We start from the raw sequence: 25,926 nt of genomic DNA, 5'->3' as shown, positions 1-25,926 counted from the left end.
GGCCTCGATCGTCTAAAGCAGATGGATGGTGTCGGCGCTGTTTTGGATCAAGAGCATCAGCGCTGCTTCATCGAGCACGCTGACGCCGAGGGTGTTGGCCTTGTCTAGTTTGCTTCCGGCTTCGTCGCCAGCCACCACGAAACTGGTTTTCTTGCTCACCGATCCACTCACCTTGCCCCCTGCTCCTTCGATCAAGGCCTGGGCCTGAGACCGGGAGAGCGAGGGCAAGGTGCCGGTGAGCACGAAGGTCTGGCCGTTGAGGTGCCCCTTGCCGTTGTTGCGATCTGCCAGGGCCTGACGCTCCTGATCCGAGGCCGCCAGCGTGAGGCCCACCGCGCGCAGCTGCTGAAGTAGATCCTGGTTGGCTGAGGTGTTGAACCACTGCTGCAGGCTCTGGGCGATCTCCGGACCGATGCCGTGCAAATCGGTGATCGCCTCCGGCCGTTGCACGGCTGCGTCAGCAAGGCTGTGGGCGTCGGCAAAGGCCGAGGCCAGGGCTTTGGCATTCACCTCGCCAACGTGATGGATCCCCAGGCCGTAGAGCTGGCGCGACCAGGGCTGCGTTCGGGATTGGGCCAAAGCGGCCACCAAATTGCCGGCACTTTTTTCACCCATGCGCTCCAGGCTTGTGAGCAGGGCGGTGTCGAGGCGATAGAGGTCGGCGATCGAGCGCACAAGGCCTCGCTCAACCAGTTGTTCAATCAGCTTGCTGCCGAGGCCATCCACATCCAGCGCACCCTTGCTCACCCAGTGGCGCAGGGCCCCGCTCAGGATGGCGGGACAACTGCTGTTCACACAGCGTGTGGCGGCTTCACCGCTTTCGCGCACCAGATCCGAGCCGCAGGAGGGGCACTGCTGCGGCAGCTCCAGGGGCAGGGCACCCTCCGGACGCAGTTCGGGGAGAACCCGCAGCACTTCAGGGATGATCTCCCCTGCCTTGCGCACAATGATCGTGTCGCCGCTGTGCAGATCAAGCTCCTGCAGACGATCGGCGTTGTGCAGGGTGGCGCGACTGACGCTCGTGCCCGCCAGAGAGACCGGTTCGAATTCGGCGACGGGTGTGACCACGCCGGTGCGGCCCACCTGACAGGTGAGTTTGAGCAGGCGGCTGGGCGCTTCCTCGGCGGGGTATTTGAGAGCGATGGCCCAGCGCGGTGCTTTCTGGGTGAAGCCAGCAGCGTCCTGCAGGCGCAGGTCGTTGAGCTTCACCACCACCCCATCGGTGGCGTAATTGAGATCGTGGCGCCGGCTGTCCCAGTCGCCGAAAAACTGCTCAACCGAGTCAACATCGGGGAGCAGCGCGGCGTTGGGGTTCACGCGGAAACCTGCATCCTCCAACCAGCGCAGGCTCTCCCATTGGCTGGTGGGGCGTTCCCCCGACCAGTCCTCGGGGAGGTGAAGGGTGTAGGCAAAGAAGTCGAGGCGCCTGGCGGCCACCACCTTCGGGTCCAGCTGTCGCAGGGTTCCGGCGCAGGCATTGCGGGGATTGGCGAACAGGGGCTCGTCGCGTGCAGCCCGCTCACTATTAATGGCGGCAAAGGTGTTGTCGGGAATCAGGGCTTCGCCGCGCACCTCCACCCAGGCGGGTGGGGGGTCGAGGTGCAGGCGCAGAGGAATGGAGGCAATGGTGCGCACGTTGGCGGTGATGTCTTCCCCTTGATCGCCATCACCCCGGGTTGCCGCACGCACCAACACGCCGTTGTCGTAGCTCAGCGCCAGGGCATTGCCATCAATTTTCAGTTCTCCCACCATCGCCAGGGCCGGCAGGGGGGATCCCGAGGGGGGCTCACGGTCGAGCACCTTGAGCAGCCGGGTGTACCAGCCCCTCAGCTCTTCAGCGCTGAAGGCATTGTCGAGGCTGAACAGGGGGATGCGGTGGGTGACACTGCGGAAGCCTTCGGCCGGAGAGCCACCGACCCGTTGGGTGGGACTGTCGGCTTCAACCAGCTCTGGATGCGCTGCTTCGAGGTCGAGCAGTTCTCGGTACAGCCTGTCGTAAACAGAATCCTCAAGGTCGGGAGCATCGAGCACGTAGTAGGCGTGAGCGGCTCTGTTGAGGAGCTGCCTCAGTTCGGCAGCGCGCTCCTGCAAACCCTGCGGGATGGACATGGACACGAGGAGGCCGTCAGCTCTTGGCGTTGGCGTTGAGGGTGGCGATGCGTTCGATCTTCCAGTTGTCGTCCACTTTGGTGAACGTGAAATCGAGGGGCATTTCTTCTTTGTCTTCGGCGATCAGCTTCACCGTGAGAATCATGTTGCCTTCCTGAAGCCGGGGACGACCTGATTTGAGGTTGCGGAAACGATTGAGTTTCAGGCCTGCCAGGTAGCGGATGAACTGCTGGCGATTCACATGCTGGCGATAGGTCTTGGTGGTGAGGAGATAGGCCGCATCCACCCGTCCAGCGGCCACCTGGGTGAAGAATTGCTTGATCAGGGGATTGATGCCGCGGGCGCTGAGCACCAGTTTCACCGCGGTGATTGTCCAGTAGAGGAGCAGGGCACCACCACCGGCGAGCAGTGCCTTGCTTCCGATTTCCCGCACCAGACCCAGATCCATCAGCCCATGCCATTTGGACAGTGAGTCTGACTGACGATCCGCTGGATGGAGGCAGACTGGACCGACCTCCCGCATCCGGCACCTGCCGACCATGCCGCTCGAGCCGTTGTTGCCGCTGTTTCATCGGCTGAATCGTGAACACTTCGAGGGCTCGCTCACCCAGGGGCACCAACCCCTGGTTGCCGTTCGTTGGAGCGATGGCCGGCTTCGCCGCACCGCCGGCCTTTACCGGCGTGGTGTGTCCGTGGCCCCCCCCCTCGGCAGGGAGATCGTGTTGTCGCGGCCTCTGTTGGGGTCACTGCCGCGCGAAGCCACGGAGAGCACCCTCTGCCACGAGATGATTCACGCCTGGGTGGATCTCGTGCTGAAAAGCAACGAAAGCCATGGCCCCAACTTTCTGGCGCGCATGCAGGCCATCAACGCGGTTCAGGATCGCTTTGAGGTGAGCGTGCGGCACCGTTTTCCAGTGCCGCAGCAACCACCGCGTTGGATTGCTGTGTGCCCACGCTGCGGACGGCGCACGCCCTACCGGCGGCGCGTGAAACAGGCCGCTTGCCGCCAATGCTGCAATCAGCATCATGGGGGTCGCTGGCATGCCAGTTGTCTGCTTGTGTACGAGCCGGCCCCAGAGGAGCGCTGACGTTCATGGATCTGTTTCTCTGGGTCTTGGAGATCGGTGGGGTGTCCATCGCTCTCATCGGCATGCAACGGGAACGTTGGTTGGAGCAGCGGCGTCGGTAACGTTGAACCATGGATGCACGTCGACAACGCCGCCAGCGTGGTGCTGAGCCATTGGATTCGCGGTTTGATCAATGGATTGAAACGGGGCGGCAACTGGTGGATGGCGTCTCCGGTACCCGTCCCGGACGGCGTGGCGGCGGGCGGCCGCAGGTCGGATCCCGCCTTGATGCCGTTGGCCGTTGGGTTGGTGATCGCGTGGATTGGCTTCTGGATGAAGACGACGACTGGAGTGATCGTGTGCCGACCCCTGAGTCCTCCGCAGGGACGAGGCCCCGGCCCTCGGGCAAGCGTCCCCTCGAGGCGATGTCGCGGCGGCAACCGCTGTTGATGCCTCCGACTGAAACCCGTCCTCAGCCGCGCGTAGAACCCGTTCAGGAGGATTGGCCAGACGACGCAGACTTCCGCGTCGAACGTTGGCAACGCTCAGAGCGTCCACCCACTTCTGCGCCGGAGCCGTCCCCGTCAGCATCCATGCCAGAGCCGCGAACGTCGGTTCGTCGCTCCTTTCCCCGTTCCAGTCGGCGGCGCGACGGAGCCTGAGGCTCAAAAGCCCCTAGGCTCCGCGCAACTGAATCAACCGAGATGAGCAACCTGGTGGTTGTGGGCTTCCCGAAGGTCGCTGAAGCTGAGGATGTTCGGCGTGAGCTGGTCACCATCCAGCAAGAGCATCTGATCACCTTGGAGGATGCGGTGGTGCTCGAGCACGGAGACGATGGTCATGTGCATCTGCGCCAGGCGATCAACATGACCGCAGCTGGTGCCATGGGCGGCACGTTCTGGGGTTTGCTCATCGGTTTGATCTTTGCCAACCCCCTGCTGGGGGCTGCGGTGGGGGCTGGCGCCGGTGCCGCGTCCGGGGCCCTCAACGACATCGGAATCAACGACAAGTTTCTCGCGGAACTGGCGGAGACCTTGCCCCAGGGCAGTGCCGCGCTGGCGCTGTTGGTGCGCGACTCCACGCCGGATCGGGTGATCGAGCGCCTGCGCCGCCACGCTCCCCATGCCCGGCTGATCCACACCAACCTCAGCCACACCGATGAAGAGGCGCTCAAGGCGCAGTTGGAGACAGCGCGCAAGCAGGCTGAAGCTCTCAGGCTGTCTTGATCGGCCGCTGCACCTGGTAGCGGCAACCGCGCCGGTTCAGTTGCTGGTTCACCGCGTCGACCAGATCGGCAGGGAGTTCCTCGGCCATCTGATCAACGCTGGTCGTGATCGAGGCTGATCCAGCCGCCATGGCTTCAAGCAGGTCCGTCCATTGGTTCACGTGCTGGTCTTGGCTGAGGGGGTGATGTCCCTGACGTTCGAGAACGACAGAGCAGAGTTCAGCGTTCCAAAGCGCGGAGCGGCCCTTGCGGTGGGGAGCACGTTGTTCGGCTGCACCCATCTCCAGAGCTGCGGGGGTGGGGCAGCCATGGCGGTCCCGCCAGCCTTCCCGCTCCAGCACGCGTCCGCAATGGCGGGCGGAGATGCCGAACGTGCGGCCGAGATCGTGGAGGTTCACCCAGGTGGAGGTCGCCATGGAATCGTTGCCGATAGGCGCATGATTGCTGCAGCACAACAGCAAGCAAGTTGTCAAGTTCAAATCCCCATCAAACGCTGGATTTCTTCATGACGCTGCATGAAGCGGCCGGCGTGGAGCTTCTCCAAGCCAGCGTTCCAGAGCTGGGCTGAACACTTCCCGGATCACGGTGAGTTCCTTCCCCTGGCGGAAGAAGCGGTAATGGCGGCTCCAGAAGGGTCCCGGCTCACCAAAGCCCTGTTCGAGCCAGGGGGCAGTCACCAGGGCCAGACCATCCACTTCCCGGAACAGCTCTGAGCGTCCCTGGGTGAGGCTGATCCAGATCGGCAGGTTGCGGTCTTGGAGGTGTTGCTCCGCTTCGGTTTGGTTCCACCAGCTTTCCGCCCAGGCCAGAGTGATGTCGCCGCACTCCAGCCACACCTGTCGTCGCAGCAGGGGATAGCTGAGTTCACGCACTTCCCGCGGCGCGCCGTGCAGTGCCGTATCCGCTTCCATGGCACTGACGCGAACGGCGACCGGATGGCTTGTCAGCAAGCGCAGGTGCCGTGTGGGGCTGCCATCTCCAAGCAGCATCAAGCGCCAGGGGCCAGGCAGCCAGCCGGGTTCTTCGCCTGCCAGAACGGCGGCGGTGGGAGCCTCCCAGAGCACAGTTGGCGAGGGGGTCAGGGCGTCGATGGGGTTCAGAAGGCACCTCCCACGGAGAGTGAACGGCTGGCGCCGCCCCGTTCGATCACTGCCCCGTTCGCCGTCACGCTGCGTAGGGACCAGCCACTGTTGCCGATGCTTTCCCCGGGTGCTGCCGCTAAGGACTGGTTACCGAGTTGAAAGATGGCCGATCCCTGGCCTCCGCCGCTGTGGACCACACCCACCAGCAGTGGCTCCGGGGTTATGGGCACCGCTGCTGCAGCCGATTCCACCTCTGCGGGTGTTGGCAATGGCTCTTCCGGTCTGGGTAGGGAGCGGATGGGAATGGTCACCGGCTCCAGTTGCTGAACCACTGGCGGGGCTGGAATCGGCTCCTGGGGGTTTTCAATCGCCGTGGATGCCTCTGAGGGCTTGGTGGTTGCTGTGCGCTGACGCAGCTTTTCAATCAGGGCCAGGTTGCGTTCCCGCTGCAGGGCCTGTTGGGCGCTCCACCACTGGAGACCCAAGCTGAAGGAGCCCAGCACTCCCATCAGGGTCAGCACCAGCAGGCTGATGGGGACGCGCTGCCTTGGCTCGGGGGCCTTCGAGCTGGCCGTTGACGTTGAGGCGGGGGCTGGTGGTGGCGTTTTGACGTCACGCACTTGCACCTGAACGGCCTCCAGGGTGCGTTCCCCGTCGCTGAACACCCGATCCATCACCTGCTCAGCGCGCAGGTTCCAGTAGGCCTGGGATGTGGGGAGGCGAGGAGACACCGCAGGTTGTTGTCTCCATCAACGCTATCGAGCCTGGCCAGTGGGGGCGAGGTGTGAAGCGCTGGGTTGACTGCGCCGTTGCTGCAGTTCGAGCCACATCAACAAAGAGGTGAGATCGGCTTGGCTCACCCCAGGGATCTGGCTGGCCTGGCCCAGGGTGAGTGGGCGCACTGCTGTGAGCTTTTCACGCGCTTCCCGCGACAAGGTGCTGATGCTGGCGTAGTCGATGGTTTCAGGAAGCTTGCGCCGGCCTTGGCGTTTCACCTGGTCGATCTGCTGCTGTTGGCGAGCCAGGTAACCGCTGTATTTGATGTCGATTTCGGCGCCTTCGCGCACGGGCAGGGGGAGGCCTGCATCGGCCAGGCCGTGGCGCACCAGGTCGGCGGCATGCATGCCCGGCCGGCGCAAGAGGTCGGCCAGGGTGATCGAGCCTTTGATAGGCGCACCGGTTTCTTGCTCCACAGCTGGGGCTGCAGGGTCACTCACCTTGAGGCGCTGCTGTTCCAGCCGCTGCTTTTCGGCCTCCATCGCCTGGAGTTTGTCTTCAAACAAGCGCCAACGACGGTCATCGATCAAACCGAGCTCACGGCCCAGGGGGGTGAGGCGGCGGTCGGCGTTGTCGCCGCGCAGCACGAGCCTGTATTCACTGCGACTGGTGAGCACCCGGTAAGGCTCGCGCAGATCCTTGCTCACCAGGTCGTCGATCATGGTGCCGATGTAGCTGCCTTCTCGAGGGAAGTGCACCGCCTCTTCAGCGCGGATGCGCCGTGCGGCATTCAGTCCAGCCACCAGCCCCTGGGCTGCGGCTTCCTCGTAGCCCGTGGTGCCGTTCAGTTGGCCGGCGCTGAAGAGTCCCTGCACGCGTTTGGTCTCCAGCGACGGCAGCAGTTGCGTGGCAGGCAGATAGTCGTAATCAACGGAGTAGGCCGGCCGCAGCATCACGGCTTGTTCCAGGCCAGGCAGGCTGCGCAGCAGTTGCAACTGGATCGGTTCAGGCAGGCCGGTGGAGAAGCCCTGCACGTAGATCTCCGGCGTGTCGCGCCCTTCGGGCTCCAGGAAGATCTGGTGGCTGTCTTTGTCGGCAAAGCGAACGATCTTGTCTTCGATCGAGGGGCAGTAGCGCGGTCCCTTGCTGTCGATCACGCCGCCGTAGATCGCGGTGAGATGAAGGTTGTCTTTGATCAATTGATGGGTTGCTGCCGTGGTGCGGGTGATATGGCAGCTCATCTGTTCGCCGCTGCTCCAGGCGGCGGGGTCAAAGGAGAAGAAGCGGTCGGCCGCATCGCTGGGTTGCTCCTCGAGTTGATCGAGGGCGATGCTGCGCCGGTCCACCCGAGCCGGGGTGCCGGTTTTGAGCCGATCGGTGTGGAAGCCCAGTTGCTGGAGTGCTTCGGTGAGGCCTTCGGCGGCCTGCTCGCCGGCCCGTCCTGCGGCCATCGACTGGTGGCCCACCCAGATGCGTCCGCCGAGGAAGGTGCCGGCGGTGAGCACGACGGCTTTGGCTCCGTAAAGGCTGCCGAAATAGGTGCGTACACCGGTGATGCGTGCGGCTGGACCTTGGCTGGGATCCCAGTGTTCACCGCCACCTGCGGGATCGCCGTCGATCTCCAGCCCCGTCACCATCGCTTCGCGCAGGGCCAGGTTGGGGGTGTGCTGCAGCAGCTGCAACATCTGGCGGGAGTACTGACGTTTGTCGGTCTGCGCACGCAGAGCCCACACCGCAGGGCCGCGGCTGGCGTTGAGGATGCGTTTCTGGATGGCGGTGGCGTCGGCGAGGCGGCCGATCACTCCCCCGAGGGCATCCACTTCATGGACGAGCTGGCTTTTGGCGGGGCCACCCACGGCCGGATTGCAGGGCTGCCAGGCGATGCGATCCAGATTGAGGGTGAACAGGGCGGTGTTCAGCCCGAGGCGAGCACTGGTGATGGCGGCTTCACAGCCGGCATGACCGCCCCCCACGACGATCACGTCGAAAATTTCTGTGGGAGAGAAGCTGTTGGCCATCGCTCCAGTATCGGCAATCGGCTTACGCCGCCAGGTTGCGGAAGCGCGTGAACTGGGGCTCAAACAGCAGCTTCACGGTGCCCACCGGTCCGTTGCGGTGCTTGGTCACGATCACTTCGGTGATGCCCCGGTCGGGGGTTTCCGGGTTGTAGTACTCGTCGCGGTAGATCATCAGCACCAGGTCGGCGTCCTGCTCGATCGAGCCGGATTCGCGCAAGTCGCTCAGCATCGGTCGTTTGTTGGTGCGCGACTCCACACCTCGGCTGAGCTGGGAGAGGGCGATCACTGGCACGTTCAGCTCCCGGGCCATCTGTTTGAGGGCCCGGGTGATGCGCGAAATTTCCTGCACGCGGTTGTCAGGGCTTGATCCCTCCATCAGCTGCAGGTAGTCGATCACCACCAGGCCCAGCTCCTTGCCCTGCTCCGCCATCAGCCTGCGGCAGAGGGAACGCATCTCCAGCACACCGGAGTTGGGTTTGTCGTCGATGAAGATCGGCAGCTGCCCCAGGGTGTTGATGCCCTGGCCCAGCAGCGGCCACTCCTCCTGTTGAAGCCTGCCTGTGCGCAGGCGCCCTGCTTCGATGCCCACTTCCATCGACAGCAGCCGGTAGGTGAGCTGCTCTTTGCTCATCTCCAGGGAGAACACGCACACCGGCAGGTCGTGGAGCTGGGCCACGTTTTTGGCCAGGTTGAGCACGATCGAGGTTTTGCCCATCGCTGGGCGTCCGGCCACGATGATCAGATCACTGCGTTGCAGGCCCTGGGTCATGGCATCCAGGTCGTAGAAATTCACCGGGATGCCCGCCACCGAGGTGCCAAGCGAGCGGCTTTCGATCTCGTTGAAGGTGCTGGTGAGAATTTCGGCGGTGGGGGTGAGGCCCTTCGAGGGCTTCTCCTGACTGATGGCGAAGATCGTCTGTTCGGCTTTATCGAGCACCTGCTCCATCGGCAGGCTCTGGTCAAAGCCCAGCTGGATCACCTCGTTTCCGGAGCGGATCAGCTGCCGGCGCAGGAACTTGTCCATCACCAGGCGTGCCACCTGCTCGATCGAAGCGGTGGAGGCCACTCGCTCCACCAGCTCCACGAGCCGACTGCTGCCGCCCACTTTCTCGAGCGCTCCCGTGTCGGCCAGCCAGGCCGTCATCGCCGTGAGGTCGGTGGGTTTGCCTTGGCTGTGCAGCATCACCGCCGTGCGGAAGATCTCCCGATGCGCACCGAGATAAAACGCTTCCGGCTGCAACACATCCGCCACCCGGCCGATGGCGTCGGGGTCCAGCAGGATGCCGCCCAGCACCGCTTCCTCGGCCTCCAGGTTCTGGGGCGGCAAGGAATCGGGCAGGGCTTCGAAGTTGGGTTCATCCCTGCGACGCCCCTTGCCGAAACCGCGGCGATCCCCATCGGTGGACTCGCCACCGGCATCCGTCAGGGGAACGCTCACCATGGGCCTGATCTTTCAACGCCGATGCCCACTCTGGCGTACTTGGGAGCACGCAACAGAGTGGGTTGTGACGGCCTCACCCGTCCATCGGCGACAGGGTTCAGTAGCTGACCACTTCCAGGTTGATCTCAGCAGTGACCTCACTGTGCAGCTTGACGCTGACCTTGTAGTTGCCGGTGCGGTGGATGTCGGGAACGGTGATGTCGCGGCGGTCCACCTCTTTCTTGGTGGCCTCCTCGATCACTTCAGCCACATCACCGTTGGTGACGGTGCCGAACAGCACGTCGTCATCGCCCGTTTGCTTCTTCACGGTGAAGCGACCGATCGTGTCGAGGGCGGTGCGGAAGGCCAGGGCTTCCTGCTTGAGCGCGGCTTGGCGCTCAGCCTCCTTGGCCCGGCGGTGCTCCACCTGCTTCATCACCGCGGGGGTGACGGGGACGGCTTTGCCGTAAGGCAAAAGGAAGTTGCGGGCATACCCGGGGGCAACTTCCACCATGTCGCCGTCCCGGCCGAGGCTGAGAACGTCCTCATTCAGAACGACTTGTACGCGCTTGGCCATGGCGATGATTTCGGACGACGACGAATGAGCGATCGATAACTTTACGACGCCACGGGCAGGCGAATTTTTGTGGCCAATCCCAGGGCGCGCATCAGTCGGATGTGTTCCCAGGTGAGGTCGATCTGCCCCGGCTGCAGTCCGTGGCGGGCGGAGTGGGGATAGGCGTGGTGGTTGTTGTGCCAGCCTTCGCCGAAGGTGAGAGCGGCCACCCACTTGTTGTTGCGGGAAGCGTCGCCGCTGTCGTAAGCCACGGTTCCCCAGCAGTGGGTGGCGGAGTTCACCAGCCAGGTGACGTGATACACGAGCACGAGGCGCAGGGGGATGCCCCACAGCACCAGGGCCCATCCTCCCGCTCCGGTGGCGGTGCCGATCCAGAACAGCAGTGCGGCCAACGGCAACTGCAGCAGCAGGAAATTGTTGTTCAGCCAGCGGTAGTACGGATCCTGGGCCAGATCGCCGGTCATGCGCGGCACGGCCTGCATGGCTGGGACGGGTTCGAACATCCAACCCATGTGGCTCCACCAGAAGCCGCGATGGCTGTTGTGGTGATCCGCATCCGTATCAGAAAACTTGTGGTGATGGCGGTGCAATCCCACCCAATCAATCGGACCGTGCTGGCAGCTGAGGGCGCCGCAGGTGGCGAAGAAGCGTTCCAGCCAGTGGGGGAGCTGGAAGGATCGGTGCGACAGCAGGCGGTGATAGCCGATGGTCACGCCCAGGCAGGCGGTGACCCAATAGAGCACCAGCAGGCTGGTGACGGCCTGCCAACTCCAGAACATCGGCAGCAAGGCCAACAGGGCCAAGCTGTGAATCACGATCATGAAACCGATCGTCATCCATTGCAGCCCTTGTTTGGGTTCCACGGAGATTTTGCCCCGTCGAGGCTGGTGCAACAGAGTTGCAAGTGCCTGGGCCCGGTGCGAAGCTGCCGGTCGACTGGGGGGTGATGGCGCAGTGATAACGCTGGAGACCATGGCCTGACCTGGTTGATATCCGCAGACTATACGCAATACGGATCCGTATCAAGCAATGAGCAACACCAATGATGCTGATCATGTGACCAGGGGTTACCGCGATCAGCTGGCCGAGGGTCGCCAGGCGATGGCCCACCTCATTCATGTCTGGCATGAGCGCAATGGTTGGTCGCACAAGGTGTTGCCTGCGTTGGCTGATGCGCTGGATCTGGGCCGTGTGCACAACTCCCAGATCTCCAACTTGCGCAACGGCAAGCTCGCGTCTCCAGGGCCTGAGGTGTTTCTTGCTCTCGGTCAGGCCAATGCCGTGCTTCACGCTGGTCTGGCCCCGATCCAGGAGCACCTGGCTGAGGTGCATCCCGATCTGCTCAAGGTGTTGAAAGACGGATCGGTGCCCTTGCTCGATGCCCGGTCCAACCCTCTGGGTGCGGGGGCTTTGTTCGAGATCTTTGTGGGCTTGGCGTCCTTGCCCCCTGGCTTCGATTGGCGGATTGCGCCCCAGGAGTCGGCGCTTCTGAGTGCTGCCATCGCCGACAGGCTCTGCCGCGGTCAGTCGTGGCGTCAGTGCCGCGATCTGGTGATGGAGGCTTACCCGGTGAGCAAAACCCAGCGCCGCGAACGTTTCGCCGAAGTGATGGCGGGGATGCGTGACTACAGCGCCGAGGAACTCGATGGTGAGTTCCTCGATCTTTATGCCACGCACCTCAAGCTGGAAGGGCGACAGGGTCTCAGCGCTGAAGCCTTCCTGGCCGAGCTGCGTGCGAGCACTCAGCCGGGGTAACGGGCCTGGCGCACCCTGCGGGTCAGCCCCAGTTTCTGCAGCAGTCGGATGTGCAGCCAGGTGATGTCCACCTCGAACCAGCGCAGGCCATGACGGGCACTGGCCGGATGGGCGTGGTGGTTGTTGTGCCAACCCTCGCCGAAGGACAGCACCGCCACCCACCAGCAGTTGCGGGAGAGGTCCGGGCAGTTGAAATTGCGGTAACCGAACGCATGGGTGGCGGAATTCACCAGCCAGGTGACGTGGTACACGACCACGAGACGCAGGGGAATGGCCCAGAGCACGAGTCCGAGCCCGCCGCCGTGCACGCCGGCCGCATTGCCATACCAGTACAGCGCTAAACCCAGAGGGATCTGCAGCAGCAGGAACCAACGGTCAAGCCACACGTAGAAAGGACTGCTGAGCAGATCACCGGCGTAACGCTCCTTGTGCTCCAAAGCCGGGATTTCGTGAAGCATCCATTCGCTATGGCTCCACCAGAGACCGCGACCGGCGTCGTGGTGGTCATTGGGCTGGTCGGAGAAGCGATGGTGATGGCGGTGCAGTGCAATCCACTCGATCGGCCCGCTCTGGCAGGCCAGGGTGCCCATCACCACCAAGATTTTCTCCAGCCATGAGGGCACCTCGAAGCTCCGGTGCGCCACCAGCCGGTGCAGTCCCAGGGTCACTCCGAGCACCGTCATCCAATACAGAACGGCGAAGGCGGCGAGACCTTGCCAGCTCCAAAACCGGGGCAGCAGAGCCACGGTGGCCAGCACGTGCATCACCACCATGAAGCTGGTGGTTCCTCCTTTCAAACGCCGCTGCCGCCGCGGCAACGGTGCTCTGGGCGCCATCACGGCTGCGCGCATGCGCAGCTCCCGTTGACTGCCGGTGTCGGCTGGGCTGGTGGTAACCAAGAAGAATCTCCATGATCCGATCCAGCTGCGGTCCGAACGGATACAGAAGGAAAGGAAACAGACGGTAGGAAGTGTGAATGTAAGAGAACGCAGCAGGTTCACCGCGAGTTTTCGATGGCAATGGCTTCAGAACGGTCGGGAGCACATCCCTCCAAACCTCCCCTGGAACCCCAAGAGGCACACGCTTTAGCCCGAGCACGGGTTGCAGCCGTTCGCGAGCGTTTGGAACCTGTCGCCCGGCAGCGAACCGCTGCGGTGGCGTCCCGGTTGCGACGGGTTCTGGACGCCTTTGCGGCGGAACGGGTCGGTCCTCAGCATTTCGCCTCAGTCAGTGGTTACGGCCATGGCGATCAGGGGCGTGAGGTGATCGATCGCGTGTTCGCCAGGGTGCTGGGTGCCGAAGCCGCAGCGGTCCGGCTGCAATTCGTCAGCGGTACTCACGCCATTGCTGCAGCTCTGTTCGGAGTGCTGCGTCCGGGAGATCGCATGGTGTCGGCGACTGGACGCCCCTACGACACCCTGGAGGAAGTGATCGGTCTGCGCGGTGAGGGGCAGGGTTCCCTTCGGGACTTCGGCGTTGCCTACGACGAGTGTCTTCTGCGTCCCGACGGTTCAGTGGATGAGGAAGGACTCGATCAGCTGCTCGATCAGCCCTGCCAATTGGTGTTGATTCAGCGCAGTTGTGGCTACAGCTGGCGCCCCTCTCTCAGCGTGCAGAGCATCGGCAGGCTTTGTGAGCGCATTCACCGGCGCCAGCCCGACTGCATCTGTTTTGTTGATAACTGCTACGGCGAGCTCGTGGAAGACCAGGAGCCGCCGGCCGTGGGAGCGGATCTGGTGGCCGGTTCGCTGATCAAGAACCTCGGAGGCACCATTGCTCCTGCTGGTGGTTACGTCGCCGGCCGCAGCGATTTGGTGGAGCAGGCCTGTTGCCGTCTCACAGCTCCAGGGATTGGCCGTGAGGGCGGCACGGGCTTCGATCTGCATCGGTTGCTGCTCCAGGGGCTGTTCCTGGCTCCGCAGATGGTGGCGGAATCCCTGATCGGTGCTGATCTGGTGGCCGGAGTGTTCGCCGATCTTGGCTATCGCGTGCAGCCAGCCGCCGGGGCGTCGCGCAGCGATCTGATTCAAGCGGTGCAGTTGGGGGATGCCGAGGCGTTGAAGGTGGTGTGCCGTGCCTTTCAGGCCTGTTCACCGGTGGGCTCCTATCTCGATCCCGTGCCAGCGGCGATGCCTGGTTATGCCAGTGACCTCGTGATGGCTGGAGGCACCTTCATCGACGGCAGCACCAGTGAATTTTCCGCTGACGCCCCCTTGAGGGAACCGTTCAATCTCTATGTGCAGGGCGGCACACACCGCGCCCATGTGGAGTTGGCGTTGATCGATGCCCTGCAGGCACTGGCTGCGGCAGGACGGCTGGATCTGACCCACACTGGGTGAACATTGCCCAACTCTGGCCCGATGGCCTTCGATTTCCCTGATTCATACCGTTACGCCGACAGCCACGAATACGCCTGGCAGGACGCCGCCGCGGTTCGGATCGGGCTCAGTGCCTATGCCGTTGATCAGCTTGGTGACATCGTGTTTGTGGATTTGCCGGAGGTGGGCGCTGAACTCAACCGCGGCAGCAGCTTCGGCACCGTGGAGTCGGTCAAGGCCGTCGAAGAGATGTACGCGCCTCTCAGTGGAGTGGTGCTCCAGCGCAACGAGGCCTTGCTGGCCAATCCGGAGGAACTTCAAAACGACCCCCACGGCGAGGGTTGGCTGCTGGTGATTCAACCCGGTGACCCAAGTCAGATGGATCAGCTCATGGATGCGGCCACCTACGCGGCCAAGGTGGCCGCCACCTGACGCCCTGAATCGATTGTCCGGCAGGTTTCTTACAGTTCGGGGGATTGCTTTGGCCCCATGACCCTGCTCGATCAGCGGACGGCGGCCCCCAGCAGCGTTGATCCCATCTCTTCATTCGTTCACCGCCACATCGGACCGGACGCCCAGGCGGTGAAGCGGATGCTGCAAGCCCTTGGCTATGCAGACCTTGACGCCTTTCTCCAAGCGGTTGTTCCAGGCGACATCCTCGACGCTCAGCCCCCCTGCGCGGATCTGCCTGCAGGAGTGGATGAAGCCCCTGCTCTGGCTGAGTTGCGAACGCTGGCCAGCCGCAATCAACTGAGCCGTTCCTTGATTGGCCTGGGTTACTTCGGCACCGCCACGCCGGCGTTGATCCAACGCCAGGTGCTGGAAAATCCGTCTTGGTACACCGCTTACACCCCCTACCAGGCGGAGATCGCCCAGGGGCGTCTGGAAGCACTGCTGAATTTTCAGACCCTGATCAGTGAGCTGACGGGACTGCCGATCGCGAACGCATCCTTGCTCGATGAGGCCACGGCCGCAGCCGAGGCCATGTCGATGAGCTTTGGTGTGTGCAAACGCGAGGGCGCATGCCGTTTCCTGGTGGATGCCGCCGTGCTGCCCCAGACCCTGGCCGTGTTGCGCACCCGCTGTGAGCCCATCGGTGTGCAGCTGGAGGTTGCCGAGCCGACGGACTTCCGTTGGGGTGAGGATGTTTTTGGCGTCTTGCTGCAGCTTCCCGGACGCTGCGGCCGGCTTTGGGACCCGCGCGCCTGTATCGAACGGGCCCATGCGCACGGAGCCCTGGTCACCGTTGCTGTTGATCCGCTGGCGCAGGTGCTGCTCGAGCCCGTGGGAGATCTCGGTGCAGACATCGCTGTGGGCAGTGCCCAGCGCTTTGGGGTTCCCATGGGTGGTGGCGGGCCCCATGCAGCGTTCTTCGCCACCCGTGATGCCTACCGCCGCCAGGTGCCTGGCCGGCTGGTGGGTCAGTCCCGGGACGCCGAGGGGCGTCCAGCCCTGCGCCTGGCCCTGCAAACCCGTGAGCAGCACATCCGCCGGGACAAGGCCACCAGCAACATCTGCACCGCCCAGGTTCTGCTCGCGGTGATGGCGTCGTTTTACGCCATTCATCACGGCCCCGAGGGGTTGGAGGCCATCGCCAACCGGATTGTGATCTTGCGCTCCCGTCTGGAGCAGGGGCTGGCGGCGCTTGGTTTCCCTGTGCCAGGCGGCGCTCGCTTCGACAGCCTTGATGTGCATTGCCCTCAGGCTCCTGCAGTGCATCGCCTGGCGGATCGCGAAGGGTTCAATCTCAGGGTGCTGCCCGACGGTGTGCCAGCGGACGAAGCTCTTGGCTTCGGGATCAGCCTGGATGAGCTCAGCGATGAAGCGGAGATTCAGAGTCTGCTCGCGATCGTCGCGGAGGTGGTCCAAAAGGAGTTACCGCCGTTGTCGCCGCTTGCCAATCCAACGGCGGCGATGGCCGGGGTGCCGTTGCGAGAGCGCCCCTGGCTTCAACAGAGCGTGTTTCAGGGCTATCGCAGCGAAACCGAATTGATGCGCTACATCCAGCGCCTCGTCAGCAAGGATCTCTCCTTGGTGCACGGCATGATCCCGTTGGGAAGCTGCACCATGAAGCTCAATGCGGCAGCTGAGCTGGCTCCTGTGAGTTGGCGTGAGTTCGCGGCGATCCACCCCTTTGCCCCCGTGGCCCAACAGAAGGGATTTCAGGCGCTGATCCGTGATCTGGAGCATTGGCTTGCAGCTCTCACAGGCTTTGCTGCGGTGTCATTGCAGCCCAATGCCGGCTCCCAGGGGGAGTACGCCGGTTTGCTGGTGATCCGGGCGTGGCATCGGTCCCGCGGCGAGGCCCAGCGCGATGTGTGCCTCATTCCCACCAGTGCCCATGGCACCAACCCCGCCAGTGCGGTGATGGCTGGACTGCGCGTGGTGGCTGTGGCCTGTGATGACGACGGCAACGTGGATGTGGAGGACCTGCGATCCAAAGCCAAGCAGCACGCCGATGTGTTGGCGGCCCTGATGGTCACCTATCCCTCCACCCACGGGGTGTTTGAAACCCGGATTCGAGAGATCTGCTCTCTGGTGCATGAGCACGGAGGCCAGGTGTATCTCGATGGCGCCAACCTCAATGCCCAGGTGGGGGTGTGCCGCCCCGGTGCCTTTGGCGCCGATGTCTGCCATCTGAATCTGCACAAGACCTTCTGCATTCCCCACGGTGGTGGCGGCCCTGGGGTTGGTCCGATCGGGGTCGCGGCCCATCTCCAGCCGTTTCTGCCGGGTCATCCGCTGATGCAGTGCGGGGGGGATCAGGGGATTTCGCCAGTGTCAGCAGCGGCCTGGGGCAGTGCCGGAATCCTGCCGATCAGCTGGATGTATCTGCGCATGATGGGTGCTGAAGGATTGCGCACCGCCACGGCGGTGGCCCTGCTGTCGGCCAACTACCTGGCCCATCGCCTGGACGCGCACTATCCCGTGTTGTTTCGGGGTGAGGGAGGTCTGGTGGCCCATGAATGCATCCTTGATCTGCGCGGACTGAAACGCAGCGCAGGGCTGGAAGTGGATGATCTCGCCAAGCGTTTGATGGATTACGGCTTCCATGCCCCCACCGTGAGCTGGCCTGTGGCCGGCACCGTGATGGTGGAGCCCACAGAGAGCGAGAGCCTCGACGAACTCGATCGTTTCTGTGACGCCATGATTGCCATCCGGGCGGAGGTGGCCCGGATTGAGAGCGGCGAGAGCGATCGCGAGAACAATCCCCTCAAACGCTCACCCCACACCCTGGCGGCCGTGACCAACGATCACTGGGAGAGGCCCTACTCGCGGCAAGAAGCTGCTTTCCCACTGCCTGGCCAGCAGCAGACCAAGTTCTGGCCCGCCGTGGCTCGCATCGACAATGCCTTTGGTGATCGCAACCTGATTTGCACCTGCCCGAGCGTGGTGGATGTGGCTGAATCGCTTTCAGTGCGATAAATTTTCACCGAAATCGAAAATTAAACATTCGATTTTTCACTTGGCAGATGGTTTCATCACCACACTGCACAGCATCGCGTCGCATTGAAGGAGATTCATGATCAGCGACACACCCAACGGTTCAGCATCAGCCTCGAAAGATGCTGAGGGCCTCCAGCTTCCTGAAATTCCTGGATGTCTCCAGGACGCACTCGGACGCGGTCATACCCTGCCCATCGAAGGCACCAATGTGTTGCGCGTTCCCTTTGGCGTGCGTCAGGCCCGTCGCCAGCGTCCGGAGCGTCCGGAGCGTTGGGCCACGTTGGTGATTCCCTTCCAGCCCCAGGGTTCACCAACACCACCTCCGCAGGCTGCCTGAGCCCGCTCAGGCAACCGACAGCAGTTTGGCTTCCTGTTGAAGCCGCCAATCCACCAGTGCTTTGACATCCTCCAGCGAGCAGGTGGGTGTGCGAAAAGGGAGCAGGGTCATCGGGCTGCGTTCGGGCCGCACCAGCCAGCTGTGGTTGCGTTGTTGCAGCAAAACAAAGCCGCGGTAACGAACCGCGTATTGGCGCTCTTCTTGAAATCCCATTCTCGAAGGGACGATGTGTGGTGACGATGCCATTTCAGGGCACAACATCTGGGGTGTGTGTCAATTGCTGATTCTCTTTGGGATCAGGTTTAAGTTTGTTTATCGGCGCTCCGTTTGTTCACTCAAAAGCCAGTGAATTTCAATTTTGCTGATTAAGTTCTGGTGAAGACCGCTTTTCTTGTTAGCTGAAACCTTGAGGGCACGTTCTCGATGCAGTCCCTACACCTAGCGTCTTGATCAAGAGCATGCACATCCGCCAATCGGGTGGTGCGAATCCGCCAGGGTCACTTTCTTCTCAAGCGCTTCGTCATGGCTGCTCGACTCAGGCCGGGTTGTTTTGAGGGTGGTGATCGTCACGCCGAGCACGATCACTGCCGCTCCCAGCAGTTGTGCTGCGCTCGGCCGGTCTCCAGTGACCAGGAAGGCTGCCAGCAGTCCGATCAGCGGCCCTGGTGCGGCCCAACGGCCCATGCTGATTGTGCTTAAAGACCGTGATGAGTGATACCAGAGGTATTGCGAAACCACGATCAGAAGCGCCGCATAGAGCAGCATGATCAGCCAGAAGAGTGCATGGCTGAGCGGTTCGAACTGTTGAAAGCCAAGCAGGGATCCAGCAACACCAAAGAACAGCAGGCTGGAGACAACGTTGCGTGCAAACAACAGCAGCTCAACGTCCACAGCATCTTTGACAGCCGCTTTGCCGATGATGGATGAGATGGCAAACACAAAGGTGGAGACCAGGATTAGAAGATCACCCCGGCGGATCACCTCATGATTGCCGATCAAGACGATTCCCATCACCCCCACGATGATGAAGCCGTAGCCGAACCATTCTTGGGCCGACACGCGAGAGCGGAAAAACACGGCGCCGAGTAAGGCATAGAGCACTGGAGCCAGGCGGCCGATGAGGATGGCATTGCTGGCTGAAGTGGATTCCAGCCCCACGAAGATCAGGGCTGAGAGCGAGGAGGCCAGAGCGGCATCCACCAGGATCAACAGCCAGGAGCGCCAGGATGTTTGGCGTGCTTGCTGCAGCATCAGGCGCGGTTGATGCCAGACCAGCAGGAGCGCGGCAGCACAGAGGTTCCCAGCGAGCAGGGCATTCCATGGGTTCCATGGAACGAGCACATGGGCCACACCGGGGCCCAGGGCCATGGCATTGATCACAAACAAGGAGATCACCACCGGTCGCATCGATGCCATGGAGCGCGACACCAGCACTTCGAGCTGAGGCGACATCAGCCCTTTTATCGCCATCACTGCAGTGCGAACAGCAGCACATCGCTGTTGTCGCAATGGCTTTGCAGGATCTTGAGATTGGTCGATGATCCCTTGAACCCCAGCCCGTCACCTTTGCGCAAGCGAATGCTTGTTGCTGATGGTCGCGGCAGCTCAATCTCGCCCTCAATCACCTGGATCCAGCCGCGCTCGATGGATTGGGCAGGCCACGCCAGGGTCTGACCAGCTCTGGGCTGGGCGCGCCAAAGGCTCACTGCACGCTCGATGGCCATCACCGAGGGGGCGTTTGGGGCCAGTAGGGGCGTCCAGGTGTTGGCTTCGATGCTGAGGGTCCGCTGTTCGTAGGCCGGTGAGAGTCCTTCCTCGCTGGGCTCGATCCAGATCTGCAGCAGACGGCAAGCCTCATGGCCTTCATTGATCTCGGAGTGAACGATGCCGGTGCCAGCGCTCATGCGCTGGACATCGCCTGCGTTGATCACGCCGCTGTTGCCCATGGAATCCCGATGGTTCAACTGGCCCTGGATCATCACGGTGATGATTTCCATGTCGCGGTGCGGGTGCATGCCAAAGCCCCGACCTGCCGCAATCGTGTCGTCGTTGATCACGCGCAGGGGGCCATAGCCCATCCAGTCAGGGGAGTAGTGGCCTGCAAACGAGAAGCTGTGCCAAGACTCGAGCCAGTCGTTGCTGCTGTGGAAGCGGTCTTCGGCGCGGCGCAGCAGCACATCGGGGATGGTATCGGCTGGAAGTGAAACCGGTTCACGCATGGGGGAGGGATGGAATCGGTTGCTCAGAGGCTCAGCGGTGTCATCTGCATCAGCCGGTTCAGCAGATCCTGCAGGGAGCTGTCCCGGGGTGGACGGTTCTGGTTGCCTGCCAGGGTGCGGCCCACAACCTGGGCACCGAGATGGGTGAGCTGGGTGCGCAACACCATCAGCAGTTCGATGCCAGGGCCTCCAGAGAAGCTGGCCATGGCCACGGGCCGGCCGTTGAACAGGGCACGGAAATCGTCCCCCTGCACCGACAGCCAGGCGATGGCGCTGGTGAGCACCGGGGGGATCGACCCGTTGTACTCAGGAGCACAGATTACCCAGCGTGGGGCTCCCATCAGTTGCTCATGCAGGGGGCGGACACCGTCGGGGATTCCCTGGTCCTTCACCCGTGGGGTGAACAGCGGCAGATCCAGAGTGGTGAGATCCAACAGATCAGCAGACTTGCCTTGTGCTTTGGCTTCGTCGACGAAACGCTGCGCCAACTTCAGGTTCTCACCATTGCTGGCGGCGATCACCAGAACATCGGGATTGCTGGCGGTGCTCATGACCGGATGATCCGTTGAAGACACTGCATTGTGTCTGGTTTTTTGAGGGCTTGCCCGAATTCATCCAGCCAGGCTCAGTAGTTCGCGCCACTGCGGCGATGGTGCACGGCGGTGTTGGCCTCACTGTCGAACAGGCCGCCATGGAGCACTTCTGCATACACCAGCCAGTGATCACCGCATTCCATCCGCTGCTTCACCTCTGCGTCCATCCAGGCCAGGGCTTCGGGCAGCAGCGGCTGCTCGGAGGGACTCAACTGCAGGTCAAGGCCTTCAAAACGATCGGCGCCGGGCTCGAAGGGTTGGAGGAACTGCTTCATCGGCCCGCTTTCCCGGCCTTCCGCCAGCACATTGAGAGCAAAGCGATCGCCTTTGTGCAGCAAGGCCTCCACAGCCCGGTCTTTGGCCACTGCCACGGTGATCCCCGGTGGCGTGAAGCTGGCCTGGCTCACCCAGCTGGCCACCATGGCGCCACTGAGGGAACCCTTGCGGGTTGTGAGCACGCAAAGGGAGCCCACCACCCGTCCGAGGGCCAGCACGGCCGGGTCACTGCGACTCTCACGCAGACCACCACCACCGCGTCGCTGTTGTTTGCGCTGTTCCTGGCGCAGGGAACGGCCGAAGCGCGTTCCGGTTTCCTCAAGGGTGCGCACGGTGGCGGCATCAGGACTGAATTTGATCCGGATCGGATCGAAGGCGAAACGGAAGCCACCGTCCCTGAGTTTGGTTTCCAGGAGGTCGATCGCTTCGCCGCTCCAGCCGAAGCTGCCGAAGACACCAACGGGCTTGCTGCGGTCTCCCTCAGCCAGCAGGGTGCCGAGGGCCGACACGATTGGCGTGGGGGCATGACCTCCCAGTGTGGGCGAGCCGATCAGTAAGCCATCGGCCATTTGAATCGTGCGCACCAGCTCATCGGCTGGCGTGAATTCGCAGTTCAGGCTTGTGACGCGCACGCCTGTGCGGCTCACTCCCTGGGCGAGGGCATCGGCGATCGCTGCCGTGTTGCCGTAAGCGCTGGCAAACAGAAGGGCGACCGAGAGGGACGCCTGCTGCTGGCTTTCACCCCAGCGCCGGTAGTCGTTGAACAGGCTGCGCCAGCTGGTGTCGATCGCTGGCCCATGGCCGGGGGCCACGGTGCGGATGTCCAGTTCCTCCAGCCGTTCCACCAGGGCATCCACCTGGCTGGCCATCGGTGCCATCAGGCAGTCGTAGAAATGGCGGCGCTCCTCCTCGGTCTCACTGCGGTTCGACTCGGCCCAAGCCGATGTGCAGATGTGGGCGCTGAAGAGCTTGTCGCTCATCAGCAATCCGAGGGTCTCCTCGAACGCCAGCAGTCCACCTGGCCAACGAGGGGTGGGTGCTGGAAGCACCTGCAGCTGATGACCGTGACTCACCGGGAGCGTCTGCTCCTGACGAATCACGTGGATCTCCGGGAGATCGGGCAGTGGCGGCTGGGGGGTGTCATCGCCCGGGGCCGGTGGGCGGCGCAGGCTCCACAACTCCCGCAGCAGTTTTGCTCCTGCATTGGAGGCCACCAGTTCCAGGCCGGAATAAGCGCAAGCCAGATCCCTGAGCAGGGCCACGCGGTTGGGATTCACATGACCCACCACCACCACCAGCTTGGCCGCGGGGTCTGGAAGGGCCTGGTGAAGCACCGGCAAAAAAACAGACGCGTAGGCCGCTCCCGGTGGGTGCACCAAAACAGCGGCTTGCCTGACGCCGGACGGGTCAGGGCCGGCTGCGAAGAGGAAGCTGTTGGCCGTGCTTCCCCGTTCCAGGGCGTATTCCAGTTCGAATCGCGAGCGCTGGGGGCTCAGGCCGCGAAAACAGCACAGGCCCTCGGCAATTGGCAGTGTGATCATCTGCCGTTCCGTGCTGGTCGCTGCAGGAGACACGGACGTCGCCATCAGTAGTGATTCCCCACTTTGCGGTGATGCACCGCTGTGATGGCATCCGCGTCGGCCACATTGCCTTGCTCCACCTCGGCATAGATGATCCAGTGGTCGGGTCCTTCGAGCCGCTGCTCAACTCGGCAGCCCAGATAAGCCAGTGCATCACCGAGCACCGGGCCGCCCTGGGCCTCGTTCTCAAGAACATTCACCCCTGCAAACCGATCGGCCCCGGGCGGGAAGCGCTTGAGGAAATGGCGCATCAGCTGCTGGTGGTTGTCGTCGCGCAGGATGTTGAGAACAAAGCGGTCACCGACCTGCAGGAGCGCTTCGATCGCCCGGTCTTTGGCCACCGCCACGGTGATCCCCGGTGGCGTGAAGCTGGCCTGGCTCACCCAGCTGGCCACCATGGCGCTGCGCCGCAGGCTTTCCCCCTCGCCCTGACTGGCGGTCACCACATACAAACCGCCGCTGAGACGGCCCAGGGCCTTGTCCAGGTCACCGTCGAGGCTTTTCATGGCCGCGATGGTTTTCTCCCGGGTGAGCAGTTGTCCGAGATCGGTTCCTGCTTCTTCGCAGCGTTGGTAATCCGCACCTGAGGGAAGCTGGCGAATGCGCAGGGGGGCAAAGGCCGTTTTTTGGCCTTGAGCCCGCAGCTGATCGGCCACGGCATCGATGGGCTCGTCATTGCCGCCAAAGGCGTCGTACACCCCCACCAGCTGTTTGCTGTGCAGTGCCGCCAGCAGGGTGCCGATGCTGCTCTGCAGCTCCGCATCCGGTTCGGCTGGCCAGGTGGGAACGACCACCGCCTTGGCCTCACCCACCAGTGCCGACAGTTCCTGGGCATCGGTTGCGCGCAGGTCAACGAGCTGAACCTGGGCCTCGGCCTTGCCGATGCCATGGGCGATGGCCTGACTGAGGCGATCACTGAACCCGTATTGGCTCAGATAAAGCACGGCCGCGTAGCTGTCGCCCTTGCTGCGCTGGCTGCTCCATTCCCGGTAGTCATTGAGCCAATGGCTGAGGTGTTGGCGCAGAAGCGGTCCGTGACCCACCGCGATGGTGTTGATCGCCGGCAGCCCATCCATGCGTTTCATGGCTTGAAGCACGCTGCGGGCATTCGGACCCATCAGGCACTCGTAGTAGAAGCGAAAGTCGGGTGCGATGGCCCCGGGGTCGCTGTCGAACAGCTCCTCCGAGCAGTAGTGCAATCCGAAAGCGTCGCAGGTGTAAAGGATGCCGCTGCCGTGATCGAAGGAAAAGATCGTGTCGGGCCAATGCAGGTTGGGAGCGCTGAGAAATTCGAAGCGATGCTCCACTCCGCTCTCGGGGTTTGCTCCGAGATCCAGGCTGTCGCCACTTTTCACGGCGCGGGAGCGGAACGGACGGTGCACCTGATCCTTCAGAAACTGGAGGGCCACCTTTGAGCCCACAATTTCGATCTCGGGATTGAGATCGAGAAGATCAGCGATCAAGCCGGAGTGGTCGGGCTCCGTATGGCTCACGATCAGGTGATCGATGGCCTGCGGGTCGATCTGCTCCTGCAGCAGGGGAATCCAGCTGTCGCGGAATTTGGCGTGACTGGTGTCGATCAGCGCTGTTCGCTCGCCCCGCACCAAAAAGGCGTTGTAGGTGGTGCCGTTGCGGAGGCCGAACTCGATGTCGAAGCGGCTGCGATCCCAGTCAAGGGAACGGATGGCTGTGCTGTCGGATGCGATGGCCTGGCACTGAAGGCTCAAACGTCCGGCGACGGCCTGGGTGGAGGCGGCCATGGCTGCAATCTCGACGGTTCTCGACTGTAAGAACTCCGGGTTGGAAGATGGCACGCAGTGCGATTTGCTGTCATGACCTCCAGCGCCGCTGCCGCGATCTCCGGATTGCGGCGCAGCATCGGTCCCGGGATCCTGCTTGCGGGGGCCTGCATCGGCGGGTCCCACCTGATGTCGTCCACCACGGCAGGGGCCCGTTTCGGCTTCGCTCTTTTGGGCCTGATCCTGCTCACCAACCTGATCAAGTACCCCTTCCTCAGAGTGGGCAGTCGCTTCACTGCCGTGACCGGGCTGTCGCTGCTGGAGGGATTTCAGCAGCGCAACAGGACTTATCTGCCGGTGTATCTGCTGGTGAGTCTGTTCACCGGCACATTCACGATCGCTGCGGTGAGTTTTGTTGCTGGTCTGTTGCTCACCAATGTGCCGGTTCTGGCCCAGTTCGACCCTTTTGCCCTGGCGATTGCCGTGCTGGCGAGCTGTGGGTTGATTCTGTTCATGGGCAAGTACAGGGCTCTCGATCGGCTCTCCAAGTTGCTGGTGGCTCTGCTCACCCTGCTCACGGGAGTGGCGGCGTTGTCGCTGTTGCTGCGAGGGCCTGCAGGAGATGTGGCGTCCAGTTGGCTGGCGGCCGATCCCTCGCCCTGGCAGATGGCCGACCTCGGTTTTCTCATCCCTCTGATGGGCTGGATGCCAGGACCGGTGGAAATGTGCGTGTGGCCGTCGCTCTGGATGTTTTCCCGCGCTCGTGACAGCCAGCACACCGCTTCGCTGCAGGAAGCGGAAACGGATTTCAATCTCGGTTACGGCATCACGGTGCTCACGGCAGTGTTTTTCGTGATCCTGGGTGCTTACACCATGTATGGAAGCGGTGATGGCCTCTTCCAGGGCAGTGGCGTTGCGTTTGCTCAGAACCTCATCCGTCTGTACACCGAGGCGATGGGGTCCTGGGCCGCCTGGATCATCATTCCAGCGGCCTTCGCCGCCATGTTCAGCACCACGCTCACCTGCCTGGATGCCTACCCCCGCAGCATTTCAGCGATTCAGGGGCTCTTGCAGGGCGTGGATCGGGGCGATGCCGCTCCGGGCCCCCAGAGCCGACGGATTGGACTCTGGATTGGTCTGCATCTGCTGGCGGCCCTGGCGGCGCTGCTCTGGGCCTACAGCGGTGGCATCACGGTGAAGGACTTCGTGTTCGGTGCAATGACGGGCAGCTTCCTGGCGGCTCCGGTGTTCGCCTGGATGGCCATGGACACGATGAACTGCGAGCTGGTGGCCAGTGAGCATCGCGATGGCCCCTTGATGCGCGGCCTCAGTTGGTTTGGCCTGGTGTTTCTGATCGGTTTCAGCCTGCTGTTTCTCGGTTGGTCCCTCACGCGCTGAGCTCAAAAAAAACCCCCATCCATGGATGGGGGGTTGGATCTCTCGTTCT

General features: G+C 62.9%; 25 protein-coding genes. 9 read left to right on the top strand and 16 right to left on the bottom strand.

Translation table 11 applies throughout. The annotated features are described in order from the left end of the window. Positions 1-12: 12 nt before the first annotated feature. Both ligA and KQ296_RS06305 read right to left on the bottom strand, forming a co-directional pair. A complete protein-coding gene (gene ligA, locus KQ296_RS06310) occupies positions 13-2,109 on the bottom strand; it encodes an NAD-dependent DNA ligase LigA (protein WP_011934314.1) in 2,097 nt (698 codons plus the stop codon). Positions 2,110-2,125: 16 nt separating this feature from the next. Continuing rightward, positions 2,126-2,557, bottom strand: coding sequence for a hypothetical protein (locus KQ296_RS06305; RefSeq protein WP_011934313.1), 432 nt, complete (start codon positions 2,555-2,557; stop codon positions 2,126-2,128). 91 nt (positions 2,558-2,648) lie between these two features. On the opposite strand from KQ296_RS06305, the gene KQ296_RS06300 reads away from it, so the two are divergent. The 3 genes from KQ296_RS06300 (at position 2,649) to KQ296_RS06290 (ending at position 4,402) form a co-directional block, all read left to right on the top strand. Continuing rightward, a complete protein-coding gene (locus KQ296_RS06300) occupies positions 2,649-3,197 on the top strand; it encodes a SprT family zinc-dependent metalloprotease (RefSeq protein ID WP_011934312.1) in 549 nt (182 codons plus the stop codon). 110 nt (positions 3,198-3,307) lie between these two features. Further along, positions 3,308-3,838, top strand: coding sequence for a hypothetical protein (locus KQ296_RS06295; protein WP_011934311.1), 531 nt, complete (start codon positions 3,308-3,310; stop codon positions 3,836-3,838). Positions 3,839-3,880: 42 nt separating this feature from the next. Further along, positions 3,881-4,402 (top strand): DUF1269 domain-containing protein, encoded by a 522-nt coding sequence (locus KQ296_RS06290; RefSeq protein ID WP_011934310.1) that lies wholly within the window; start codon positions 3,881-3,883, stop codon positions 4,400-4,402. On the opposite strand, the gene KQ296_RS06285 is transcribed toward KQ296_RS06290, so the two are convergent. The 7 genes from KQ296_RS06285 to KQ296_RS06255 all read right to left on the bottom strand — a co-directional run bounded on the left by KQ296_RS06285 (position 4,389) and on the right by KQ296_RS06255 (position 11,189). Then, positions 4,389-4,817 carry a hypothetical protein gene (locus tag KQ296_RS06285; protein WP_011934309.1) on the bottom strand — a complete coding sequence of 143 codons (429 nt, stop codon included), beginning with the start codon at positions 4,815-4,817 and terminating at the stop codon, positions 4,389-4,391. The two genes, KQ296_RS06290 and KQ296_RS06285, sit on opposite strands and share 14 nt — an antisense overlap. 87 nt (positions 4,818-4,904) lie before the next feature. Beyond that, the gene (locus tag KQ296_RS06280) at positions 4,905-5,465 is read right to left on the bottom strand and encodes a chorismate lyase (protein ID WP_011934308.1); all 561 of its coding nucleotides are present in this window, start codon (positions 5,463-5,465) and stop codon (positions 4,905-4,907) included. A gap of 32 nt (positions 5,466-5,497) precedes the next feature. Beyond that, positions 5,498-6,214: a hypothetical protein gene (locus KQ296_RS06275; protein ID WP_011934307.1), complete on the bottom strand. Its 717-nt coding sequence runs from the start codon at positions 6,212-6,214 to the stop codon at positions 5,498-5,500. A gap of 24 nt (positions 6,215-6,238) precedes the next feature. Then, on the bottom strand, positions 6,239-8,218 hold the full coding sequence (gene mnmG / locus KQ296_RS06270; protein WP_011934306.1) for a tRNA uridine-5-carboxymethylaminomethyl(34) synthesis enzyme MnmG: 1,980 nt from the start codon (positions 8,216-8,218) through the stop codon (positions 6,239-6,241). A gap of 22 nt (positions 8,219-8,240) precedes the next feature. Continuing rightward, entirely contained in the window at positions 8,241-9,659 is a 1,419-nt protein-coding gene (dnaB, locus tag KQ296_RS06265; protein ID WP_011934305.1) for a replicative DNA helicase, read from the bottom strand. Positions 9,660-9,756: 97 nt separating this feature from the next. Further along, entirely contained in the window at positions 9,757-10,215 is a 459-nt protein-coding gene (gene rplI, locus KQ296_RS06260; RefSeq protein ID WP_011934304.1) for a 50S ribosomal protein L9, read from the bottom strand. 41 nt (positions 10,216-10,256) lie between these two features. Then, entirely contained in the window at positions 10,257-11,189 is a 933-nt protein-coding gene (locus KQ296_RS06255; RefSeq protein WP_041428707.1) for a fatty acid desaturase, read from the bottom strand. Between the two features lie 55 nt (positions 11,190-11,244). Here KQ296_RS06255 and KQ296_RS06250 point away from each other — a divergent pair, with 55 nt between their 5' ends. Further along, positions 11,245-11,970 carry a hypothetical protein gene (locus KQ296_RS06250; protein ID WP_011934302.1) on the top strand — a complete coding sequence of 242 codons (726 nt, stop codon included), beginning with the start codon at positions 11,245-11,247 and terminating at the stop codon, positions 11,968-11,970. Here the strand turns inward: KQ296_RS06250 and KQ296_RS06245 are convergent. Further along, complete coding sequence (locus KQ296_RS06245) at positions 11,958-12,869, bottom strand: fatty acid desaturase (protein WP_011934301.1); 912 nt, start codon at positions 12,867-12,869, stop codon at positions 11,958-11,960. The two genes, KQ296_RS06250 and KQ296_RS06245, sit on opposite strands and share 13 nt — an antisense overlap. Before the next feature lie 120 nt (positions 12,870-12,989). Here KQ296_RS06245 and KQ296_RS06240 point away from each other — a divergent pair, with 120 nt between their 5' ends. From KQ296_RS06240 to KQ296_RS06225, 4 genes are all read left to right on the top strand, one after another. Then, positions 12,990-14,309: a methionine gamma-lyase family protein gene (locus tag KQ296_RS06240; RefSeq protein WP_011934300.1), complete on the top strand. Its 1,320-nt coding sequence runs from the start codon at positions 12,990-12,992 to the stop codon at positions 14,307-14,309. A gap of 21 nt (positions 14,310-14,330) precedes the next feature. Further along, entirely contained in the window at positions 14,331-14,720 is a 390-nt protein-coding gene (gene gcvH / locus KQ296_RS06235; RefSeq protein WP_011934299.1) for a glycine cleavage system protein GcvH, read from the top strand. Positions 14,721-14,777: 57 nt separating this feature from the next. Beyond that, positions 14,778-17,714, top strand: coding sequence for an aminomethyl-transferring glycine dehydrogenase (gene gcvP, locus KQ296_RS06230; RefSeq protein WP_011934298.1), 2,937 nt, complete (start codon positions 14,778-14,780; stop codon positions 17,712-17,714). A 97-nt stretch (positions 17,715-17,811) separates the two neighbouring features. Continuing rightward, complete coding sequence (locus KQ296_RS06225; protein WP_011934297.1) at positions 17,812-18,072, top strand: hypothetical protein; 261 nt, start codon at positions 17,812-17,814, stop codon at positions 18,070-18,072. Between the two features lie 6 nt (positions 18,073-18,078). Here KQ296_RS06225 and KQ296_RS06220 read toward each other — a convergent pair whose 3' ends face one another. The 6 genes from KQ296_RS06220 to KQ296_RS06195 form a co-directional block, all read right to left on the bottom strand. Then, entirely contained in the window at positions 18,079-18,285 is a 207-nt protein-coding gene (locus KQ296_RS06220; protein ID WP_011934296.1) for a hypothetical protein, read from the bottom strand. A gap of 237 nt (positions 18,286-18,522) precedes the next feature. After that, the gene (locus KQ296_RS06215; protein ID WP_011934295.1) at positions 18,523-19,524 is read right to left on the bottom strand and encodes a DMT family transporter; all 1,002 of its coding nucleotides are present in this window, start codon (positions 19,522-19,524) and stop codon (positions 18,523-18,525) included. A gap of 17 nt (positions 19,525-19,541) precedes the next feature. Continuing rightward, complete coding sequence (locus KQ296_RS06210) at positions 19,542-20,291, bottom strand: pirin-like bicupin family protein (RefSeq protein ID WP_011934294.1); 750 nt, start codon at positions 20,289-20,291, stop codon at positions 19,542-19,544. Between the two features lie 23 nt (positions 20,292-20,314). Then, positions 20,315-20,842 carry an NAD(P)H-dependent oxidoreductase gene (locus KQ296_RS06205; RefSeq protein WP_011934293.1) on the bottom strand — a complete coding sequence of 176 codons (528 nt, stop codon included), beginning with the start codon at positions 20,840-20,842 and terminating at the stop codon, positions 20,315-20,317. A 74-nt stretch (positions 20,843-20,916) separates the two neighbouring features. Then, the gene (locus KQ296_RS06200) at positions 20,917-22,701 is read right to left on the bottom strand and encodes a flavin reductase (protein ID WP_399240586.1); all 1,785 of its coding nucleotides are present in this window, start codon (positions 22,699-22,701) and stop codon (positions 20,917-20,919) included. Between the two features lie 44 nt (positions 22,702-22,745). Then, the gene (locus KQ296_RS06195; RefSeq protein ID WP_011934291.1) at positions 22,746-24,500 is read right to left on the bottom strand and encodes a diflavin flavoprotein; all 1,755 of its coding nucleotides are present in this window, start codon (positions 24,498-24,500) and stop codon (positions 22,746-22,748) included. 72 nt (positions 24,501-24,572) lie between these two features. Between KQ296_RS06195 and KQ296_RS06190 the strand changes: the two genes are divergently transcribed. Further along, entirely contained in the window at positions 24,573-25,877 is a 1,305-nt protein-coding gene (locus KQ296_RS06190; protein ID WP_011934290.1) for an NRAMP family divalent metal transporter, read from the top strand. Positions 25,878-25,926 lie beyond the last annotated feature (49 nt).

The sequence above is a fragment of the Synechococcus sp. CS-197 genome, assembly GCF_025128215.1.
In the GTDB taxonomy this organism is placed as follows: domain Bacteria; phylum Cyanobacteriota; class Cyanobacteriia; order PCC-6307; family Cyanobiaceae; genus Synechococcus_C.
This window is presented reverse-complemented; position numbering and strand designations above follow the sequence as displayed.

What these genes read in the sequence shown, in the direction of transcription:
- ligA (WP_011934314.1), bottom strand. Translation starts at nt 2,109, where the DNA reads ATGTCCATCCCGCAGGGTTTGCAGGAGCGCGCTGCCGAACTGAGGCAG.
- KQ296_RS06305 (WP_011934313.1), bottom strand. Translation starts at nt 2,557, where the DNA reads ATGGATCTGGGTCTGGTGCGGGAAATCGGAAGCAAGGCACTGCTCGCC.
- KQ296_RS06300 (WP_011934312.1), top strand. Translation starts at nt 2,649, where the DNA reads ATGCCGCTCGAGCCGTTGTTGCCGCTGTTTCATCGGCTGAATCGTGAA.
- KQ296_RS06295 (WP_011934311.1), top strand. Translation starts at nt 3,308, where the DNA reads ATGGATGCACGTCGACAACGCCGCCAGCGTGGTGCTGAGCCATTGGAT.
- KQ296_RS06290 (WP_011934310.1), top strand. Translation starts at nt 3,881, where the DNA reads ATGAGCAACCTGGTGGTTGTGGGCTTCCCGAAGGTCGCTGAAGCTGAG.
- KQ296_RS06285 (WP_011934309.1), bottom strand. Translation starts at nt 4,817, where the DNA reads ATGGCGACCTCCACCTGGGTGAACCTCCACGATCTCGGCCGCACGTTC.
- mnmG (WP_011934306.1), bottom strand. Translation starts at nt 8,218, where the DNA reads ATGGCCAACAGCTTCTCTCCCACAGAAATTTTCGACGTGATCGTCGTG.
- dnaB (WP_011934305.1), bottom strand. Translation starts at nt 9,659, where the DNA reads ATGGTGAGCGTTCCCCTGACGGATGCCGGTGGCGAGTCCACCGATGGG.
- rplI (WP_011934304.1), bottom strand. Translation starts at nt 10,215, where the DNA reads ATGGCCAAGCGCGTACAAGTCGTTCTGAATGAGGACGTTCTCAGCCTC.
- KQ296_RS06255 (WP_041428707.1), bottom strand. Translation starts at nt 11,189, where the DNA reads ATGGTCTCCAGCGTTATCACTGCGCCATCACCCCCCAGTCGACCGGCA.
- KQ296_RS06250 (WP_011934302.1), top strand. Translation starts at nt 11,245, where the DNA reads ATGAGCAACACCAATGATGCTGATCATGTGACCAGGGGTTACCGCGAT.
- KQ296_RS06240 (WP_011934300.1), top strand. Translation starts at nt 12,990, where the DNA reads ATGGCTTCAGAACGGTCGGGAGCACATCCCTCCAAACCTCCCCTGGAA.
- gcvH (WP_011934299.1), top strand. Translation starts at nt 14,331, where the DNA reads ATGGCCTTCGATTTCCCTGATTCATACCGTTACGCCGACAGCCACGAA.
- gcvP (WP_011934298.1), top strand. Translation starts at nt 14,778, where the DNA reads ATGACCCTGCTCGATCAGCGGACGGCGGCCCCCAGCAGCGTTGATCCC.
- KQ296_RS06225 (WP_011934297.1), top strand. Translation starts at nt 17,812, where the DNA reads ATGATCAGCGACACACCCAACGGTTCAGCATCAGCCTCGAAAGATGCT.
- KQ296_RS06220 (WP_011934296.1), bottom strand. Translation starts at nt 18,285, where the DNA reads ATGGGATTTCAAGAAGAGCGCCAATACGCGGTTCGTTACCGCGGCTTT.
- KQ296_RS06215 (WP_011934295.1), bottom strand. Translation starts at nt 19,524, where the DNA reads ATGTCGCCTCAGCTCGAAGTGCTGGTGTCGCGCTCCATGGCATCGATG.
- KQ296_RS06210 (WP_011934294.1), bottom strand. Translation starts at nt 20,291, where the DNA reads ATGCGTGAACCGGTTTCACTTCCAGCCGATACCATCCCCGATGTGCTG.
- KQ296_RS06205 (WP_011934293.1), bottom strand. Translation starts at nt 20,842, where the DNA reads ATGAGCACCGCCAGCAATCCCGATGTTCTGGTGATCGCCGCCAGCAAT.
- KQ296_RS06200 (WP_399240586.1), bottom strand. Translation starts at nt 22,701, where the DNA reads ATGATCACACTGCCAATTGCCGAGGGCCTGTGCTGTTTTCGCGGCCTG.
- KQ296_RS06195 (WP_011934291.1), bottom strand. Translation starts at nt 24,500, where the DNA reads ATGGCCGCCTCCACCCAGGCCGTCGCCGGACGTTTGAGCCTTCAGTGC.
- KQ296_RS06190 (WP_011934290.1), top strand. Translation starts at nt 24,573, where the DNA reads ATGACCTCCAGCGCCGCTGCCGCGATCTCCGGATTGCGGCGCAGCATC.